The organism is Shewanella goraebulensis (assembly GCF_030252245.1).
Classification (GTDB): domain Bacteria; phylum Pseudomonadota; class Gammaproteobacteria; order Enterobacterales; family Shewanellaceae; genus Shewanella; species Shewanella goraebulensis.
On record NZ_CP126972.1, the window covers coordinates 4,031,968 to 4,052,535 of the forward strand.

Annotated in this window: 16 protein-coding genes and 1 riboswitch; of the genes, 11 read left to right on the plus strand and 5 right to left on the minus strand. The window is 40.4% G+C overall.

The annotated features are described in order from the left end of the window. The first annotated feature begins 28 nt into the window (after positions 1 to 28). The 6 genes from gshB to QPX86_RS17055 all read left to right on the plus strand — a co-directional run bounded on the left by gshB (position 29) and on the right by QPX86_RS17055 (position 7,376). The gene (gshB, locus tag QPX86_RS17030) at positions 29 to 982 is read left to right on the plus strand and encodes a glutathione synthase (protein ID WP_285163291.1); all 954 of its coding nucleotides are present in this window, start codon (positions 29 to 31) and stop codon (positions 980 to 982) included. A 79-nt stretch (positions 983 to 1,061) separates the two neighbouring features. Continuing rightward, the gene (locus QPX86_RS17035; RefSeq protein WP_285163292.1) at positions 1,062 to 2,570 is read left to right on the plus strand and encodes an alkaline phosphatase; all 1,509 of its coding nucleotides are present in this window, start codon (positions 1,062 to 1,064) and stop codon (positions 2,568 to 2,570) included. 192 nt (positions 2,571 to 2,762) lie between these two features. After that, positions 2,763 to 3,797: a methyltransferase gene (locus tag QPX86_RS17040; protein WP_285163293.1), complete on the plus strand. Its 1,035-nt coding sequence runs from the start codon at positions 2,763 to 2,765 to the stop codon at positions 3,795 to 3,797. A gap of 175 nt (positions 3,798 to 3,972) precedes the next feature. Beyond that, the gene (locus tag QPX86_RS17045; RefSeq protein ID WP_285163294.1) at positions 3,973 to 5,640 is read left to right on the plus strand and encodes a DUF342 domain-containing protein; all 1,668 of its coding nucleotides are present in this window, start codon (positions 3,973 to 3,975) and stop codon (positions 5,638 to 5,640) included. A 54-nt stretch (positions 5,641 to 5,694) separates the two neighbouring features. Further along, entirely contained in the window at positions 5,695 to 6,072 is a 378-nt protein-coding gene (locus QPX86_RS17050) for a DUF4144 family protein (RefSeq protein WP_285163295.1), read from the plus strand. Between the two features lie 173 nt (positions 6,073 to 6,245). Continuing rightward, complete coding sequence (locus QPX86_RS17055; protein WP_220753880.1) at positions 6,246 to 7,376, plus strand: site-2 protease family protein; 1,131 nt, start codon at positions 6,246 to 6,248, stop codon at positions 7,374 to 7,376. Positions 7,377 to 7,440: 64 nt separating this feature from the next. Here the strand turns inward: QPX86_RS17055 and QPX86_RS17060 are convergent, their stop codons facing one another. The 3 genes from QPX86_RS17060 to QPX86_RS17070 all read right to left on the minus strand — a co-directional run bounded on the left by QPX86_RS17060 (position 7,441) and on the right by QPX86_RS17070 (position 11,153). Further along, on the minus strand, positions 7,441 to 8,577 hold the full coding sequence (locus tag QPX86_RS17060) for a succinylglutamate desuccinylase/aspartoacylase family protein (RefSeq protein WP_285163296.1): 1,137 nt from the start codon (positions 8,575 to 8,577) through the stop codon (positions 7,441 to 7,443). A 40-nt stretch (positions 8,578 to 8,617) separates the two neighbouring features. Beyond that, entirely contained in the window at positions 8,618 to 9,967 is a 1,350-nt protein-coding gene (lysC, locus tag QPX86_RS17065; protein ID WP_220753878.1) for a lysine-sensitive aspartokinase 3, read from the minus strand. Between the two features lie 140 nt (positions 9,968 to 10,107). Further along, positions 10,108 to 10,284, minus strand: a riboswitch (Lysine riboswitch). Positions 10,285 to 10,718: 434 nt separating this feature from the next. Next, a complete protein-coding gene (locus QPX86_RS17070; RefSeq protein WP_285165191.1) occupies positions 10,719 to 11,153 on the minus strand; it encodes a DUF3293 domain-containing protein in 435 nt (144 codons plus the stop codon). A gap of 682 nt (positions 11,154 to 11,835) precedes the next feature. Here QPX86_RS17070 and arcA point away from each other — a divergent pair. The 3 genes from arcA to QPX86_RS17085 all read left to right on the plus strand — a co-directional run bounded on the left by arcA (position 11,836) and on the right by QPX86_RS17085 (position 15,369). Next, on the plus strand, positions 11,836 to 12,552 hold the full coding sequence (gene arcA / locus QPX86_RS17075) for a two-component system response regulator ArcA (RefSeq protein WP_102526580.1): 717 nt from the start codon (positions 11,836 to 11,838) through the stop codon (positions 12,550 to 12,552). Between the two features lie 244 nt (positions 12,553 to 12,796). Continuing rightward, positions 12,797 to 13,810, plus strand: coding sequence for a sensor domain-containing diguanylate cyclase (locus QPX86_RS17080; protein WP_220755156.1), 1,014 nt, complete (start codon positions 12,797 to 12,799; stop codon positions 13,808 to 13,810). Positions 13,811 to 13,992: 182 nt separating this feature from the next. Continuing rightward, a complete protein-coding gene (locus QPX86_RS17085; protein ID WP_285163297.1) occupies positions 13,993 to 15,369 on the plus strand; it encodes a MipA/OmpV family protein in 1,377 nt (458 codons plus the stop codon). 97 nt (positions 15,370 to 15,466) lie between these two features. Here QPX86_RS17085 and QPX86_RS17090 read toward each other — a convergent pair whose 3' ends face one another. Both QPX86_RS17090 and hldE read right to left on the minus strand, forming a co-directional pair. Further along, a complete protein-coding gene (locus tag QPX86_RS17090; protein WP_285163298.1) occupies positions 15,467 to 16,579 on the minus strand; it encodes a hypothetical protein in 1,113 nt (370 codons plus the stop codon). Beyond that, positions 16,579 to 18,009, minus strand: a complete 1,431-nt coding sequence (hldE, locus tag QPX86_RS17095) for a bifunctional D-glycero-beta-D-manno-heptose-7-phosphate kinase/D-glycero-beta-D-manno-heptose 1-phosphate adenylyltransferase HldE (RefSeq protein ID WP_220755153.1) — start codon at positions 18,007 to 18,009, stop codon at positions 16,579 to 16,581. The genes QPX86_RS17090 and hldE overlap by 1 nt, the downstream gene beginning before the upstream one ends. A gap of 103 nt (positions 18,010 to 18,112) precedes the next feature. Here hldE and QPX86_RS17100 point away from each other — a divergent pair, with 103 nt between their 5' ends. Together QPX86_RS17100 and QPX86_RS17105 are read left to right on the plus strand one after the other, a co-directional pair. Further along, positions 18,113 to 19,039 (plus strand): LpxL/LpxP family Kdo(2)-lipid IV(A) lauroyl/palmitoleoyl acyltransferase, encoded by a 927-nt coding sequence (locus QPX86_RS17100; protein ID WP_220755152.1) that lies wholly within the window; start codon positions 18,113 to 18,115, stop codon positions 19,037 to 19,039. Between the two features lie 426 nt (positions 19,040 to 19,465). Then, the gene (locus tag QPX86_RS17105) at positions 19,466 to 20,431 is read left to right on the plus strand and encodes a L,D-transpeptidase family protein (protein WP_285163299.1); all 966 of its coding nucleotides are present in this window, start codon (positions 19,466 to 19,468) and stop codon (positions 20,429 to 20,431) included. Positions 20,432 to 20,568: the final 137 nt, after the last annotated feature.

Consider the following 20,568-nt stretch of genomic DNA (forward strand, 5'->3'; position numbering starts at 1 on the left):
TAAGCATTGAGAAAATAAGGATAAAGGTATGATAAAGCTCGGCATAGTAATGGACCCAATCAGCGAAATTAACATTAAGAAAGACTCTAGTTTTGCAATGTTAATGGCTGCTCAATCACGCGGCTACGAACTGTATTACATGGAAATGCAAGATCTCGCTATGGTCAATGGCAAGGCTATGGCAAACATGCGTTCGTTAACTGTTGAAGATAATGCCAGCAAATGGTTTGAACTAGGTGAAAGCATAGACACCCCACTTGCCGATCTTGACGTCATCTTAATGCGCAAAGACCCGCCATTTGATACTGAGTTCATTTACGCCACTTACATGCTAGAGCGCGCTGAAGAAGAAGGCGTATTAATCGTCAATAAGCCGCAAAGCTTACGTGATGCTAATGAAAAGCTATTTACAGCTTGGTTCCCTGAGTTCACGCCTGAAGCCGTGGTCACCCGTGACGCAAAGCGTATTCGCGCTTTCTTAGCAGAAAAAGGCGATATCATTCTAAAACCACTTGACGGTATGGGTGGTGCATCGATTTTCCGCGTAAAACAAGATGATCCCAATATTGGGGTGATTTTAGAAACCTTAACCGAGCACGGTACCCGCTATGCTATGGCTCAAGGTTTTATTCCGGCAATCAAGCAAGGCGATAAACGCATTTTGGTCGTTGATGGTGAACCTGTTCCTTATTCATTGGCGCGTATCCCAATGAAAGGCGAAACCCGCGGTAATTTAGCTGCTGGCGGTAGCGGTGTTCCTCAGCCTTTATCTGAAAGTGATTTTCATATCGCCCGCACTTTAGGTCCAGAGCTTAAAAAGCGTGGACTGATTTTTGTAGGATTAGATGTCATCGGTGACAAGCTAACTGAAATTAACGTCACTAGCCCTACGTGTATAAAAGAAATTGAAGCCGCATTTGATGTGGATATTACCGGCATGCTGATGGATGCCATTGAGGTACGGATTAATAAACAAGCTTAATCTTCGTTTCTGCCTATCATCTTACCTTGATAGGCAGACATGTTAAGCCTTTAACCCCTTTGTATTTTCAGGACTAAAAATGCCAATAAAAACAACACTGAGCTTAATACTCGGGATGTTCCTGTGTTTTTCAACTAGTACATTTGCTAATGCACCATTAGCCAATACTTCAACAACTGAAACGACTCAATCACAAGCAGAACAAACAGCCTCACAGATCCAAGTTCAAATATCTAGTGTGTCTGACACTTCAATCACTAGTACGTCAAAAGCGGCAGAATTAACAAATACTGACCCAGCAAAATTACCAGCAAACATTGTGGCACCAATAACTAATGTTACAGGTAAAAAAACTATTGTTTCATCTGCGCCTTCAAAACCCAAAAATATGATTATCATGATTGGCGACGGTATGGGACCAGCTTATACAACAGCCTATCGCTATTTTAAAAATAACCCTGACACTGAAGAAATAGAACAAACCGTATTTGACCGCTTGTTAGTGGGCATGGCAAGTACTTTTCCTGCATCTGTTAGTGGCTATGTAACCGACTCTGCCGCCTCAGCAACGGCTTTAGCCACCGGTTTTAAAACATACAATGGCGCTATTTCAATTGATGTAGATAAACGCCCGCTCACTACAATCATGGAAATGGCTAAAAAGGTCGGGCTATCAACTGGTGTTGCTGTTAGTAGTCAAGTTAATCACGCAACTCCTGCAGCCTTTCTTGCCCACAACGAGCACCGCCGCAACTATGTACAGATTGCCGAAGGGTATTTAGAGTCTGATGCTGATGTGATTTTAGGCGGCGGGCGAAAATACTTTTCTGATGATTTATTAGGTGAGTTTAAAGCTAAAGGCTATCAGCATATTACTGAAATTGAACAACTCGATAGCATCACCAAACCAAAAGTTTTGGGCTTATTTGCTGATGTGCAACTTCCTTGGGTATTAGATGACCAAGAAGGTTATAAGCTCAGTAGCCTAACTAAGAAATCACTCGAGTTATTATCACAAAATGAACAAGGGTTTATTTTGATGGTTGAAGGCAGCTTAATTGACTGGGCTGGTCACTCAAACGATATCGCTACAGCCATGGGTGAAATGGAGGAGTTTGCCAACGCCATTGAAGTCGTTGAACAGTTTGTACGTGAACGCCAAGACACGCTGATGGTTGTTACCGCAGACCACAACACAGGCGGACTCTCTATCGGTGCCGATGGTGAATATGAGTGGAACCCTGCAATGCTGCATGATATCAAAGCTTCACCGCAAAAGATCTCTGAAGAGTTAATCGCTGTGGATAACTGGCAACAACGTTTTAATCAACTCATTGGCTTCGAAGCTACAGTCGAAGAAATTTCCAGCCTTAACTCTGCAAGAATGCAAGGTCAACAGCAGCTGTTTAAATCAATACTGCAAATTATTGATACTCGCACTAACACCGGTTGGACATCTTTAGGTCACACTGCTGATGATGTGCAAGTATTTGCATCCGGTCCTGGAGCGCTATTATTCAGTGGGCATCAAGACAATACCGAAATCGCGACTAAAATGATGAGCTTATTACCTAAAGCAATCAATTAATCGGAGTCAATTTATTTACCTTAAATAAACACCAAAATCGCTTTCATATAAAGAGCAACCTCATCACAATATGTGGTTTGCGTTGCTCTTTTAGCATACTGCATCATTGTGCTCCGACAAACTGAACAGTTGACCACTTCTTTGCTATAATCCGCCGATATCTATTGCGTTAAAAATATTAAGGTCGATTCTGTGCTCACCAACACTTCTCAAGTTCTGCTACGAAACATTCAATTTATCGAAAACCAGAATGTATTGATTTTAAATCATGAAGCAGATGCATTAGCAGTTGAACTATTAGATGCCGCCTCTTCTGTTACCGCTTTAGCGTTAGACTTTAATCATCACCAACTATTAGCAATGCACACTAAACCTAATTTGCAAGGCTACTTTGGTCATGAATTGCCCGTTGATGCAAAACTGCAAACGTTCGATGCTGTGGTCATTTACTTCCCGAAAGCCAAAGCACTCGCGCCTTATCTTTTCCAACTTGCAGCTAAGCACCTTAGTATTGGTGGCACTTTAATTGTGATTGGAGAAAATAAAGGCGGAGTTAAGTCACTTGCCAAACTATTACCCAATTACTACTCCACGGCCTTAAAGCGTGACAATGCACGACATTGCTTACTCTTTGTTGCTGAATTAATTCAAGATGCACCACAGTTAAACATTAACGATTGGGTCAGCAAGTACCAACTTGCTACACCACAAGGTGAGATTACAATTTGTAATTTAGTTGGGGTATTTAGCGAGAAAAGGCTAGATCAAGGTACAGAACTATTGCTATCACATTTACCAGTTCTTTCTGGTCGAGTGCTTGATTTCGGCTGTGGTGCAGGTGTCATCAGTGCAGCAATGCTTAAAGCGAATACCAGCCTAAAGATTGATTGCATAGATATTAATGCCATGGCATTAAAAGCCTGTGAGCTAACCCTTACCGCAAATAATATGACCGCAAACGTGTATGCTTCAGATGGATTTAAACAAATATCTGGTCAATTTGATGGGATTATCTCCAACCCGCCATTTCATGATGGTTTAGCTGCAACAACTCAAATTGCTAAAGACTTCGTTAAGTCGAGCGCAAACAGCCTATCTAACAATGGGGTATGGCAAATCGTTGCAAATAGAAACCTACCTTATGCCGACACTATTGCGGCTGAATTTGGGCAAGTGAACGTCCCAGCTGAAAACAATAAATATAAATTATACTTTTTCCATAAGTAACAAATAATTAACACTCAGCGTTCTTCATCACGTAATCTGTCAAATAGTCTGGAATCATCAAATAATTGACTAGTTTTTATCACAAAAAACCGCTACATTTTATTAATTAATAATAAAAAATCGCCATAAAGGCGCGTGGCTCGTCTTTAAAAACGGCCTGATAATAAGAGGTTTTATGCTGGATTGGAGCTTAGCGGTTTTTAATGAAAACCAAACTCAGGTTGAGTTTCGTGTTATTCCTAACACTCATGGTCCAGTGTCAGAAGACGATGTCAACCAACTGCTAACGCAGCCAGAGTTTGCCATGTTGCGCCCTATGCAGCACAACATTCATAAAGCCGTAGCAGAAATTAACGCACTAAGTGGCCAAGATAATGGTCAGCATGAATTATATTTTGTTATCGCTGAACGTGCTGATGGCAAAGTCACTATTGAAATCAGTGAAGATAAAATGTCTGCCTCAATGACATTAGAAGCAGCTTGGGGTGGGAAAGACCCTTCACTTCCTATGATCCTCAACGCCCTCAAATCTCACAAAGTAAAAATGGGCTTAAGCAAACCTAAAATTCAGTCTTTAATCCAACAATTATCTATCTTACCTCCAGGGGAATCTTGCGAAGGCCCTATTGCGATAGGCAAACTTGCTGTCAACGGTGTGAATGCGACGCTAGACAGAAAAGTCCCTCTTGCGCGCGAGCGATTATTACAGCCCCAAGAGCGCGAAGATGGCTCAGTCGACATGCGAAACTTGGGCGCCATGATAATGGTAAAACCTGGTGACGTACTTATGGTAAAAACACCTGCAACACTTGGTACTGCAGGTTATAACGTTCATGGTGAAGCGATATTACAAGTTGAAGGAAAAGATCTTTCAATGCAGCCAGGAGCGGGGACTGAAATCTCAGCTGAAGATCCTTATAAATTGATCGCCAATGTAGCTGGCCAGCCAGTGGAAAACCGCAAAGGTATGCAAGTTGATGATGTCCTGCAAATCAAAGATGTGGATGTAAAATATGGCCATGTTGATTTTGAAGGAAGTATTTTAATAACGGGTGACGTTCAAGAAGGCATGCAGGTTAAAAGCAGTGGTGATATTACTGTTATGGGGTTTGTTGAATCGGCTACCCTAGAAGCTGCTGGTGATGTCATTGTCAGTAAAGGCATTATTGGAAGACAAATAAAAGAAAACGAACTAAGTAATAATATCACTGCTCAAGGGCAGATTTGTGCTCAGTTTGTCCAGTATTCAAATTTAACGGCTCACGGTGACATTCTAGTTACTAAGCAACTGCTACATAGCCATTCACAATCAGACAATGCCATTATCGTCAGCGATCCCAATGCTAAACGGGGCGATCTTGTTGGCGGTATAGCAACAGCCCAAAAAGGCATCAAAGCCGTAGCTTTTGGCGCTACAGCAGGTACGAAAACTGAATTATTTTGTGCTATGCATCAAGCAGAAATTAGAGCCGAAGTGAAGAGCTGTGATGCAAAAGCTAAACAGTTGGTGGTTGCAGGGCTTGATATTGAAGCTAGATTAAGAAAGCTGCCTCCAAAAACTGAATGGCAAACTGATGCCGGCATGATTGAGCAAGTTAAAATGATGCTCGATGAAAAAAAACAGGTTGCAAGTAACCGCGCCAAAGCAGAATCCGAATGTAAGCAACTACAGCAAGAAGCCGAAGGGTATTACAACAAAAACTTTATCCAAGCAGAAAAGCATATTTTCGCAAATGTCGAAATTCATATTGGTCCTGCTCAAAATCGCACCCAAAGAGAACACGGTCCGTGCCATATCAAAAACCTCCACAATGAAATAAGTTTTGATTACGGTAGTCACTAAGCTTTAGCTGTAATAAATTACCCTTAGACAGTCAAACCAATAGTGATGGGTTTCATGTATACGATTTATTGGCCTGCAATCATAAAACAGCAACACAGTGAAGAACTCATATACTTAGCCAGCGACAGAGACTGGTTAGAGTTTTGCTGTTTACAACCCCATATAGATGGTAGCCAAGATAAACTATTAGATAGTGCTGGGGTGACATTTGATATTGTTATCCAACCACTGCAGAAGTTTAATTCAACGCCGTCATCAGCAACAGCTGATTTACCGCAACTCATTATTAGTCAACGCCCTATCGATTTAGTCAGCTTTATTCATTATGTTCGTGAACATGCCGTCCTTAATGGTCATTGCTGTAGCGCTAAGTTAGTTTTCAGCGATATAAAACAAGGGATCGAAACCGTCGCATACCTTGAGTCTAATTAACAGAAGACGACTTAGTTAGGGCTGTATTTAAATTCACTTGAGTCACCTACCCCTATCAGGCAAAATGCCTAACGTTTTGAATAATAGATTCATCTTTAGTAAGTCACTAAAACAAGCAAGTCAAAACAAGCAACTTCACTTTTATCAAACACGACAATGGAACAGCTAAATTTATGGAACTGCTGAATATAGAATGCCTTGGCAAACGATTACGATTAGAAGGCTCTATGGCGGGTTGGCAACAGCTTTACTGGGACAATCAAATTGTTTCGCAAAAATCTGCCTCAGTGGATAATCAAGCCTTTAATATTCATGAATTTGAGCTGTCTCGTCCCGCTTCAATGCAAGCTCCAACTGCCGATGATGTGATCACTGAAGCCAGCAAAACTATTATTAAAGTTCGCCTTGAAACCGATGTTCAGTGGCAACCTTTTTTAATTAATTATGTGCTTCTTGTTGATAACAAAACCATTGCTGAAGGGCAACGAAATACTAAAGATATCGAGCAACAAGTGCCTGAAGTGGCTCCGGTAAAAAACCAAAAGTTCAGTATGATTGGTCTTGCTTCTTTAGGTTTTAAACTACTTAAAAGTGCCAAAGTCATTAAAGCAATGTTAGCTGCTGCGAGTGTTGCCGCTTATTCGTGGCTGTTTTCAATTGAATTTGCCCTAGCTTTAATTGCCTGCTTAGTTATCCATGAATACGGCCACATTAAAGCAATGAAACACTTTGGTATGAAGACCAAAGGTATTTACCTTATTCCTTTTATGGGCGGCTTAGCGGTCAGCGACGAAAGAATCAATACCCGCTGGCAGAATGTCGTCATTTCCATCATGGGACCGACATTCGGTTTATTGATGTCCTTAGGCTGTATGCTGGCATATTGGATAACAGGCAATATCTTTTTTGCAGGACTCGCCAGCTTTAATGCCCTATTAAACCTGTTTAATCTACTGCCTATTTTACCCTTAGATGGGGGACATATTCTTAAAAGCATCACCTTCTCCATGAACAGCATGGTCGGGCTTATCGCCTGTATTGCAGGTGCGGCGGTTGGGGTATTTATCAGTTATAGCTTAGGATTAGCTCTACTTGGATTTTTACTGCTTATTGGTAGCTTAGAAATAGTCTTCGAGTGGAAAACCCGCCATCAAAGTCATTTATTACCATTAGATAGATACGGCCAAATCTTCTCAACCATTTGGTACTTTTTAACAGTGGGAATTTTGATTGCAATAATCTGGTACTTTGCCGGCTCAGGTGATGAGATGCTCGCAATGCCGCTCGAGATTTTGAAAAGCTAAAGAATCAAAATTAAAACTTTGACCAGTTGAGCTTTGAAAAACTATGATTGGTAATAATAGATTTTTAAAGCTCAAATAAGTCCGTCATAACTTTATAAAGTTCAGTGCCTTGATGCACCGATGCTGACGCAAAATGTAAAATAGGGACACAATCACAAGGTAAACTTACTGGTAATAACGCTTGTTCAGAGCCATATTGATCAAGCCTTAATAAGTTAACTAAAGGCTCACCTGCAGCTAATGGTTTACCGACTTCAGCACAATACTCAACTAAGCCAGCTTTAGGTGCATGGAATTTCTTATAATTAGCTAGGTAACAGCCCCAACGAGGCATTTCTGCGGGTTTAATCTGCTCTTTTATCACACCGCGATGGCTCAAGTAGGCCAAAATCCCCAACGCATCTTCTTTAGCATCAGCCATATCAATTCGTTCTTGGCTTGCAAGCTCTAAAGTAAACGCTGCTACAGGTACCGCAAATTCACGCCCTTGAGCTGCGCAGTGTTGCTGCAATTTCCACCACGGATAAAACGCTGCTTCATCCATGGCACCGCCAAACTCATTAGGGATAATCAACGAAAACGGAATCGAAAATAACGCTGCTGATCCCATATCATATTCGGGGCAATAGAGATGTTTCGCAGATTTTGGGCCTGTATGTAAATCCAACACAATATCGGCATCATGGGCCATCGACTGCAAAGTCACCGCTAAACGATGGCCAGTGCTTATGCCCCAACCATTATTCAACCGAATTTGACAGCTGCTTAATAGCAACTGTCTAAATGCACTAAATAACTCAACGTCATTCAACTGTTTATTTGCTTCAAACCAGCTAGGGATATCAGCAACGATGGCGGCATGTTCATAATACTCACGATTCCAATTAACCCCGGTGATGGGATCAAATCGGCCTAAAGTAAACTCACCGCTTTTTTGGTTTATCCCCAAAGGATTCGCTAATGGGACACAATGGATATCACCAAGCACAGTGTAGCCTTCAAGCATTGTCATCAACTGATGTATTACTGCATTGCCCTGTACTTCTGCTCCATGGACATTGGCTTGAATATAAACTGACGCAGCATTTGCATCACTTCCCTTATAAGTATAAATCGGCGCCGTTAGTGTTTGGCCTGTTGCCAACTCACCTAACGCCACACTTGATACTAATGCTTTTGAAGTGAAACTTGCTGCAGTCATATTATTAGCCACCGGCACTCATGATAAATAGTGATTTACATTATTCGAATAAATTCTGATGCAGTGAATTCACCACATCAGCAGCTTCTGACTCTGCCACTAAAACACATAAATTATGCGGGCTAGCGCCCTGACAAATCATCCGTACATTATGGTTTTCAAGCACAGAGAACACGCGACTACAGATACCCGCAGTTGACGCTATTTTATTACCAATAATTGCTACCAATGCCAACTTGTCTTCGACTCGAACACGGCAATGTTGTGACAGCTCTTGCAACAATGACTCGCTTAATAAGCCCTGACCACTTGAATCAGAACCTGTTTTATCCAAAGTCAGTGATACATTCACTTCTGAGGTCGTAATCAAGTCTACCGAGATTTTATGTTTTGCAAGCGTTGCAAACGTTTCAGCTAAAAAGCCCTGAGCATGTAACATTTGTAGGCTATGTAAATTCAATAGTGTTTGATCGCGTCTTAGCGCTACTGCTCGAAACACGGGCACTTCTTCAACTTGATGGCGGATCCAGGTTCCGCCCTGTTCTGGTGCTTTACTTGAACCGACAAACACTTGAATTTTTTGACGAACAGCCGGAAGAATAGTTGCTGGGTGTAATACTTTTGCCCCGAAAGTAGCCATTTCAGCCGCTTCGTTAAAGCTAATTTCTGGAATAGGTCGGGCATTCGGTGCTAGACGTGGATCTGTGGTATAAATCCCAGCAACATCAGTCCAAATCTCAACTGCATCCGCCTTTAACGCTTCAGCTAATAATGCTGCAGAGTAATCACTACCACCACGACCTAATGTCGTCGTGCGACCTTCACTGTCAGCACCAATAAAACCTTGAGTCACTATAACCTGCTCAGTTAAAAGCGGTGCTAAATACGCCGCCCCCAATTCAGCAATCTGTTCGATTTGCGGTTCAGCACGACCAAAGTGGCTATCAGTTCTTAGTACTTGCCTGACATCAAATGCGCTTGAGGGTGTGCCTTTTTGACGAATAACCGCCGAAAATAATAACGATGAGCATTGCTCACCCATAGATAAAAGTTCATCAATAATGGCTTTACTTCTATCAAGTACTAATGCATCGCTGAGTGCTGACATACGGCTTAAGAGTTTATCAATCGTAGCCGCAACATCTTGAGGACGATCTAACTTATCTACAATGCCATATTGCACTTGTGCTATTTGAGTCAACAATGTCATGCGGCGCTGATCATTGACGTTTGCTTGAGTCAGTTCGACTAAAAGGTTAGTTACACCACTCGAAGCACTAACGACAACAACACGGGTATGCGGGTTTGCAAGAATGATATCTGCGCAGCGGTTCATTGCAGCATAATCAGCAACTGATGTGCCTCCAAATTTAGCAACAACTAAACTCATGACAACACCTCTACGGCAAACGGATTAGAACATACAGATAGAAATACAAGATTTAAAAACATGATTACACTCCGAACTTACTTCGTTCGAAGAGCCTGGTGCAGTGATAACGCATCCTTAAAGAAGGGAAACAGCAATCTTTCACCAGAAGCTCTCCACCAATTAATAGGTGACAATCGTTAGGATTCAGCCTAAACGACCGATATGAAGTGAAACCAATCACTTGCAATATCTCGGCGCTAATCTCCCTCATAAGTCGTCATTGGAATTGGTTTTCCTCAAACTTACTACCTAGCTAACGCTCCTCTTCTGTTTCTTCCCTAAGGAAGAAAACGAAAAATACCAATAAACACACATCTAAGTCAATTCAGATCTGTACTAAATTTACCAAATAACAGAATATTGAAAACAGGACACTTATTTACTTATTAAGGCAAAGGTGGATATTTACTAAAAATAAAAGCTAAAAGTCTTTAAATACAGCGATAAAGAAAGCAATAAAAAACAGTTTAACGGGTATTTTAACCGATAATGATTCGAGTTTAAGCCTAAAAAATCATAATCAGAAATAATCTATCGATTCACAATGAAGCATTTTTATGTGATTAATTGACTAAAAATTATCTAATCCTATAGGAATTATAGAACAACAATTCAATCCCCAAATTCAGCTGGGTAACAAATACAACTTGAGTACCGTTACATTTGCCACTTTAGTCTTTAGATCGAAGGTATTGAGTAATAGTGCAAATTATTCATGTAAATCAGGTAACTCATTAACAACGCGAGACCGAGTAAAAAAATCACCGATCATTACTTCTGCATCAGGGGCATCACCGCATGCCACCAATGACAATAAGCCTTGGTTAACATAATAAATGGCATGCTGTTTAAATTCTCGACCTAACTCCAGCGCTTGTTGCTTATCAATAAACACAGCCCAACTTTTTTCCATATGGGATAAATCAGGAGCAGCGCCAATTAAAGAGCGATAAGGGCTGTTGTATTGTTCAATCTTTCGCTGTAATCGGCGATCTAATAAGCGGTTTTGGCAGGGAGTCAGAACATTTCCTAGAGGGTTGTGAGCAGTGACAATCGCGAAGGGGATATCATTAGATAGGCCTTGTGTCAGTAGAAATTGTGTTCCTTGATACTTATGCCAAAGGCTATCGATTAAATTATCCATCATTTAATTTTCTCTATTGAACCCAGTTAAGTGTAGTAAACCCTATGTGGCGACAATACCCATGTGACGTAAGTCACAAGAATAATAATTATATTAATTAATATAATCAACAACTTAATTAAAAAACCATTTTTGTAACAATTATGGAGAGTAAATTTGTTAACATTTCATTTGTTAACAAATGCCTAAAACGAGTACAATAATCACCACTAGCTAGATTTTGCTACATAACTATAAGTTGTGATACAAGCTGTTACATTAATCGGTACACTATTTAGCCATTAATTATTCAAGCTTGAACATTTTGTTCTACATTTTAGATAATACAAATATAGAACAATATTAAATTGCCGAGGAACTTTTATGAGCAATTTAATCTCATAGTGTAATGAATCTTTGTTTTAATAGATCTTTCGACTGATTGTGAGTGAGTTAACTCTCATCATACAATCGGAATATTGATTTTTTATGATCACATTTATGTCACGAATGTCTCTTTTAATAATGTATTAAGCTGAGTGTATATAATGTAGCTAGTCATGAAGCGTGTTTTGTTCAGGGCAGACATAGATAAACACCTATCGTGAAATATATAAATTATCGGCGTTTTCATTAATAAGCAGCGCCACCGCCCTAGTGCAACATGACTAGAATCGAATTGTTTTTAATTTAGGTAAATAACATGCAAAACCCACACATTCTTATTGTTGAAGATGAAGCTGTAACCCGTAATACACTGCGCAGTATTTTTGAAGCAGAAGGGTATGTAGTAACTGAAGCAAACGATGGCGCTGAAATGCACAAAGCCATGCAGGATAATAAGATTAATCTTGTAGTTATGGATATCAATCTTCCTGGTAAAAACGGTTTATTGTTAGCTCGTGAACTTCGCGAAATTAACAACATCGGCCTTATCTTCCTTACTGGCCGTGATAACGAAGTTGACAAAATTCTTGGTCTTGAAATTGGCGCTGATGACTACATCACCAAGCCATTCAATCCACGTGAATTAACTATCCGTGCTCGCAACCTATTAACTCGCGTTAATAGTGCAGGTGCAGAAATTGAAGAAAAAGGCTCTGTAGAGTTCTACCGTTTTAACGGTTGGAGCTTAGAGATCAACAGCCGTTCTTTAGTAAGCCCACAAGGTGAGTCTTACAAGCTTCCACGCAGTGAATTCCGTGCGATGCTTCACTTTGTTGAGAACCCTGGCAAAATCTTAACTCGTGCAGACCTATTAATGAAGATGACAGGCCGTGAGCTTAAGCCACATGACCGTACTGTTGACGTAACGATTCGTCGCATACGTAAGCATTTTGAAAGCTTACCTGATACGCCTGAAATCATCGCTACTATTCACGGTGAAGGCTATCGTTTTTGCGGTAACTTAGAAGACTAATTTCACATTAAGTGAAATCAAAAAAGCCAAGTCGATGACTTGGCTTTTTTATTATCTATCTTTTTCCAAAGCTAATATCAGCCACGACTAAACATCTAAATAACCTCTCAATAATTTTTAAATCGAATAAAAGAGATTCTCTTCCCTAAGTAAAAAGTGTTCAGCAATTTAATTTTCACAATTGACTAATGAGCCTAATAATCGTACAAATATCAATTCACTTAAAGCATGGACGAATGGCAGAATGGATACCCAAGCTTCTAAAATTGAAGCGTTAACAGCACAAGTTGCAAAACTAGAACGTGAAAACGAAGCTTTAAAATTGCAACAAAACCAGATACAACAGCAGCTCTCTGCCACGCTAGATGGCACAGGCCTGTGTTTGTGGGAGCAACATGTGCCAACGGGTGATTTACGGATATATAATCAAGAATGGGGATCATTGCTGGGTTATACCCGTGAAGAATATGCCGCAAATATGGAGAGCTGGAAAGGCAGTCTGCACCCTGAAGATAAAGATTGGGTAATAAAAGCCTTTGACGACCATATACAAGGAAAAGAAGAAGTGTACCAAGCTGTACACCGCATGATCCATAAAGATGGCAGCGAACGCTGGGTATCAGACCGAGGAAGAATCGTTGAGTACGCTGCTGATGGTAGCCCGCTTAAAATTCTCGGCACTCATATCGACATAACTCAAGAGAAACGCTATCAACTGGACTTAGCTCGCCTAGCCCATCGCGACCCACTCACTGATTTACTCAACCGTGTCGCAGCAGAGAAAGCCTATAAAAGCATTCAAGCAGAAAGAGAGTTTATCTCTGGTACTCTATTGTTTATCGATGTTGATAACTTTAAACAGATAAATGATCGCCATGGCCATCGCTTTGGCGATTTAACCTTGGTAGAAATCGGCGCGACTCTGAAACATTATTGCGAGAAATTATTACCTAAAGCTAAAGCAAAAATTGCCAGAATTGGCGGCGATGAATTTGTCATCATTACCTCAATTTCAGAATATCAATTAATCAGTATCCTTGCTGGCGCTCTAGTGTGCCACTTTAAGCAGAATCAAACTATCAGTAATAAACCTGTGTCTTTAGGCTTAAGTATTGGCATAAGTTGTTTTAGAAGAGATGATAAATTTACCCAAGTCTGTGAGCAAGCTGATAATGCCATGTACGGGATCAAACAAGCAGGAAAACATAACTACTCTTTTTGGCAACAACCTAAAACCATTTCACAAGTCATTGGCTAAGCTAATTCTTTTTTCGTTTAAAAAGTTAACAATTTGCTATAAAAAACACCGCATTTAGCTGTTTTGAAAATCCACCATGCTATAATCTTTTCAAAGTTACTGTAAACCCTAGTAGTTTTAGGTTTTAATTTGCCCTCTAATTGTTAATTTTTTATTCAAGTTGATTACTGGTAGCTAAGACTATGCCCCGTTATTTGCCTTTTATCCCTCTATTTTTGTGCATCTGTCCGTTTACGGTTTTTGCCAGTGAGAATATTGAAGTTGAACCATTAACTACAACTAAATCGAAATCAGAACCACAATCAACACCTGAATCACAAAGTAGTAAAAATGTTGAGTACTTCCCAAACAAATGGGGGGTGGGAATTGGTGCACGCCGTGCAGACATTCCTTATGCAACAGAAGATGATGTGGTTTCCGATGTCATGCCGCTTATTGAGTTTGAAAATGATTACTTCTTTTTAGATGGATTAGAAGGTGGTGTTCACTTATGGAAAAATGATGAGCATCAAGTGAATATTTATAGTCGTTTTCGATTTGTGGATATTCCCAAAGAGTATCAAAATGAAACTCAGTCTGATGCGTTTGATTTTGGTTTCCAATATCGATTTCAAAAAGATGGTTTAGAAGCTGACGTAGCCTTCATGAGTGATGGCGACAAACGTTACTATGGTTATACTCGCACCCAATATCATTGGACGGGTGGCGATTGGCAACTGAACCCTTACGCTGAATTCCAATGGAAAAGCGACTCCTTTAACGAGCATTATTATGGCTTAGATCAAATAGACCCTGGAGCGGGTTTAGCTTTTTCAGCGGGGGTTAATACTAAATACCATTTGGCGAGTAACTTATATTTACTCGCCAATTTTGGGGTGACTCGTCTTGAAGATGACATTTATGAATTACCGACAATAGAAAATCAATATCAATTTGAATCCTTCTTTGGTTTTGGCTTTTATCCTGATGCTAAGCGCCCAAATAATAATCCTGTACCAAAAGAGAGCGGCAAATTTTTACGAGTAGCTCATGGCTGGGCAACGCCTTCAAATCTCAATGACATTCTAACGGGGAATGCAAAAGGCGATCGCTACAATAACCAACTAACATCATTGTTTTATGGTATCCCACTCTCCGACAGCCTGTTTACTTTACCAATTGATCTGTATTTTACAGCAGGTGGTGTATGGCATCATGACTCTGAAGTACAAGATAACTTGGCCGAAGGTGTTATCGGCGTTAAAGCTTTTTACACCCTTGATTTAGGCTGGCGTTTTCGTATTGGTGTAGCTGAAGGGCTTTCCTATGTTTCAGAAGTAACCTACATAGAAGGCAGTGAGCTCGATGAAAAAGATTATCGACCATCTAAGCTACTCAACTATCTTGATTTCTCATTCGATGTGAATATCGGAGATGTCTTTAATCATGCTCCGCTTAGCAATGCATGGCTCGGCTATAGCATCCATCATCGTTCAGGTATCTTTGAGACTAGCTCAGCTTTTGGACGCATTAAAGGTGGCAGTAATTACAACACTGTATACGTCCAATGGCATTTTTAAATGACGAGCCTGAAGCATTGATCATTTGAAGTATTAGTAAATTATCACTAATTCATACAAAGCAAAGCCTGCTCTTTAGTAAAGTTGCAGGTATTTTTTATTCCGCATTAATCAATTTTGGCGCTTCAGAAAACTGCTCAATCAACCATTGCTCAGCCGATGAGCTTCCCATCAACATCACAAGCGTAGGTTGTAACACCTCAATTAAACGAGCTTGACGCCAAAACATATACCTAGGTAAAGGTTGTGAAGTGCCAGAAGTAAAAGTACGCTGAATTAAGCTAGATATCTCCATTATTTCGGTGTTTTCAATTGACAAAAATTGCGGATATACCTCAGTGATAAAATCGCTATATTCATCATACTGAATAATATCTTCTTGTTGATAATGAGTCAGTAGCCACAATAATTGCGGAGAACTCCAATGGCTCATATTGTCATTATTATTGATAACAGCCATATTGCGACGATGAAACTGCTGCCATGCAAGAGTTAGATTATTGGTTTGATGCGCTACACGCCATGTCAGATAAATATCTGCTAGCCACTCATGCTCATAATGACTTAATCGAATTGGAAGCCCCTTGCCTTGCTGAGCAATATTTTCCAAATGACCAATCTCATGCCACAAAGTTAATTGGCTTTGTTTTGCTAAGTCTAATTGGTATATATCCCCATCTACCACCACACTTTGAGACAATACCGGCAACGAATTATTCAGCACGATAATGCCTGCGATATCATTATCATCAACAGGCATTACTACAGCGCTTCTTAAACCCAAACTGAAGGTAATTGAATCATGACTCGGTAACTGACGAACCACAGTATTTGGAAGTTGCCAAAGGCATTGTTCGTATTCGTCGATAGGACATAACAGTGCTGTTTTGCCTGCTACTGATTCACTTTTAACATCATGTAATTTAGTAGGCTTAAATGGTTCAACAAGAGTTTTTGATGAGACTTGGGGATAACTGTCTTTATCGACTAAATCAAGTTCTGGCTTCAGTTCTAGCTCAAGTTCTGACTGAAATGCATAATTAGTGCTAGGTTCTAAATGAGGAAGAAACTCAGTATCTAGGCTGACAACTAACTTTGGACTGTTAGCTGTCGAAGTAATTGGTAAACTTGAGTCAAAGTCAGCGTTAGCCATTTCTATAGGGCTAACGCTAACGGCACTGATTAGAAAATACAGTGCCGGTAACTGCACTACTTTTTCGCCATAATATTTTCTATTATCGCAGTTGTTGAAACGCCGTCTTCAAAACCAAGAATTTCAACTTTACCACCAGCAGCCATTACCTCGGCACCACCGGCGACCTCTTCAACTTTGTAATCGCCACCTTTTACTAGCGAGTCAGGTAACAAACGACTGATAACACGCTGTGGAGTATCCTCACTAAACGGGATAACCCAATCTACCGATGCTAAACCAGCAAGAACTGCCATACGGCGATCTTCTTGGTTAACAGGTCGACCTTCGCCTTTTAAGCGTTTCACTGATGCATCATCATTTACCGCAACAATAAGGCGATCACCTAATGCTTTAGCTTGTTGTAAATAACTCACATGACCTGCATGTAGAATATCAAAACAACCATTAGTCATTACCACTTTTTCGCCGCGCAAACGTGCTTGTTCAAGTGCGTAAGCAAGTTGATCTTCACTCACAACACCAAATCCTGACTCACCTTGATTCAAGGCTAATGCTTCAATTAACTCAATGCGGCTTACTGTGGCCGTACCTAGTTTCGCAACAACCACACCAGCAGCAATGTTTGCAATAGAACATGCTTGCGCCATAGTGCTACCCGCAGCAAGTGATGTGGCTAAAGCTGAAATAACCGTATCGCCAGCACCCGTTACGTCGTAAACCTCACGCGCAACGGTAGGAATATGCAATTCTGCCTCATCTTGGCTAATTAGCGTCATGCCCTTTTCAGAGCGAGTCACTAGCATGGCTTCAAAATCATATTCTTTAATAAGCTGCTTCGCTTTTTCAATTAAGTCAGCTTCATCAATCACTGTGCCAACAACTGCTTCAAACTCACTCATATTCGGAGTCAATAATGATGCGCCGCGGTATCTTCCAAAATCAGTCCCTTTAGGATCAACTAGCACAGTCACACCTTTGGCACGTGCTTTTGCAATAAACTCAACCGGTGAATCAATTGCACCTTTGGCATAATCTGACAGCACTAATACATCTACGTCATCTAATAGCGCTTCACTGCTGGCAAACAAGTTTTCACTGTCTGCTTTAGCATATTTCTCTTCAAAATCTAAACGGATTAACTGCTGGTTACGAGAAAATACACGTAACTTAGTAATAGTTGGTTTTTCAGCAACAGTTAACCAACGAGGCTCAACACCTTGCGCTTGAACGCCTACGGTTAATGCTTGCGCAGTTTCATCAGCGCCTACAATACCTGCTAGTTGGATTTGCCCACCTAACGCTGCAATGTTTAATGCAACGTTTGCTGCGCCGCCTGGACGGTCTTCAATTTCTTTAATATTTACTACAGGTACGGGGGCTTCTGGTGAAATTCGGCCTGTGGGACCAACCCAATAGCGGTCGAGCATGACATCACCGACGACTAAAACTCGTGCTTTTTCGAATGCTGGGAGAGATACCTTCATAGTAAACTTTTTCTTTTTGCTGACTTAAACCGTGATTGTACCTAATTTTGCTATAAAATTAAGTTAGAATAGAAACTAATTTCGAAATTTGGATGAGTTATTCGTGGTAGAAAAAGCACAATTTGGTTCTCATTTATTACATCCTAAACACTGGCCCTTATGGTTAGGTGTTGGTTTTATGAGACTTACTCAACTATTACCGTTACGTTGGCAAATGACCATGGGGGCAGGTTTAGGTAGGTTAGTCCTTAAGTTTGCCAAGAGTCGCAAGCATACTGCTGAGCGAAACTTACAGCTTTGTTTTCCTGATATGCCTGAGCAAGAAAGAGAACAACTACTTAAACGAAACTTTGAAGAAACCGGCAAAGCCATTTTTGATACTATCAATGCTTGGTGGTGGTCAAACGATAAAATACAGCGTCACATGACAATGAAAGGCGATCAGCATGTGACAGATACACTCGATAGTGGTCACGGCGTTATTTTATTTGCCGTACATTGTTTGCCGTTAGAAATGGGCGCAAGAATGTTCGGTCAATTCCAGCCAGGGATTGGTGTTTATCGCCCACACGATAATCCTGTTATGGAATACCTGCAAGTTAGCGGTCGCCTGCGTTCAAATAAAGGCCTAGTGCCAAAGCGTGATCTTCGCAATATGGTCAGAAGCCTTCGTAATCCAGATGTTATTTGGTATACAGCAGATCAGGACTTTGGACGTTCAAGTGCAGTATTTATTCCTTTGTACGCCGTGCCTGATGCAGCCACAATTACTGGGGCTACAACCTTAGCAAAACTTGGCCGTGCTAAAGTGTTGCCGTTTTTTGTTGAGCGCAATAGTGACGATAAAGGTTATCACATGGAGATCATGCCTCCACTTGATAACTTCCCTGGCGAAGATGAATTAGCAGATGCGATTCGTGGTAATAAAATTATTGAAAACATTATTGATAAGAATCGTAATCAATATATGTGGCTTCATAGACGGTTTAAGACTCGTCCAACTAAAGAAACACCTTCGTTATACAAATAGCCCTAAGCGAATATTAATAGCCCTAAGCGAAATAATAGCCTTAAGCTAAATATTAATAACCTTAAGCTAAATATGAATAGCCTTTGCTATATATGAATAGCCCTTAGCGTAATTCAATTAAGCTTTAAAAAAGGCTGGCAAAGTAGATTAAACAATTAGCAGTAACAAAAGGTGACTAGATACGGTCACCTTTTACATGACTCAAATGAGAAAATGCTAATAAAGTTTCTTGCCAGCTTGAAATCAGTTAAGAAATGATCAACGATGCCATGCTTGCTAGCCTTAGAGTAATGATTAAGTATTATCTTTATGCACTTCTATAAGGATGTGGGATCCGAGTACTAATCATTTTTACTAATACTTTATACCAAAACTTTGGTGGGACTTTGAAACTGGTAGCCCCATAATTAGGAACACGTCGCTCTTATGTTAAAGTCGTTTTGCGCTTCATTGATTGCTATTTCTACTCTTTTTACCAGCTTAAATGTTGCTGCGATAGAGTATCGTTTACCAGCTAAAGATAGCCGACTAATTGGTGAAAACCAATATTATGTTGTTCCTGAAGGTAAGCTCACTTTAGAGGCAATAGCCGCTGAATTTCAATTAGGCTTGAGCAACATGATGGAAGCAAATCCTGGTGTTGACCCTTATCTTCCTAAACCAGGTAGTACCTTAGTTATTCCACATCAACTTATTTTGCCTGACACTCCACGTAAAGGGATTGTAATTAACAGCGCCGAAATGCGTTTATATTATTACCCAAAAGGTAAAAATACAGTTGAAGTACTACCAATCGGTATTGGACAAGTTGGTCGTGACACCCCTGAAAACTGGGTGACTCAAGTCTACCGTAAACGTGCAAATCCGACTTGGACACCGACACAAAATACGCGAAAAATTTATGCAGCCAAAGGCGTCGAGCTACCTGATGTATGGCCTGCTGGTCCCGATAATCCAATGGGGTTATTTGCACTTTATGTCGGTAATTATTTTGCTGTACACGGCACCAATGCCTCTTTCGGGATCGGCCTACGCGTTAGCCAAGGCTGTGTAAGATTACGTGATGAAGACATTGAGCACTTATTCAGTTCGGTTCCTGTCGGTACTCGCGTTGAGTTTATTAATCAACCGATAAAAGCAACCGTAGAGCCAGACGGAAATCGCTATTTAGAAGTCCATCAACCTTTATCTGAAACGATTGAACAGTTTGAGTCTACAGAGCAGTTACCACTAACATTAGATAATAAAATCACTTCTGTTGTTGCCCATGCTGAAACAGACTCTTTCACGTTAAAGCGTTTGTTAGAGCAGCGCACCGGTATACCTACACGGATTAATAGCATACAACAAGCTCAATTAGATGAAGAGATGACACCTTTCGAGTCTGAGTAACAGCTCTTATTTTCAAGTTACTTGCTTAATTTAAAACGCTAAATAGTTTAATCACTATTTAGCGTTTTTGTTTTTCAGGTAGGACGTTAACACTTGAGTCGCATTCGTTAAGCCAGTAGTCTAAATCTCAATACAGG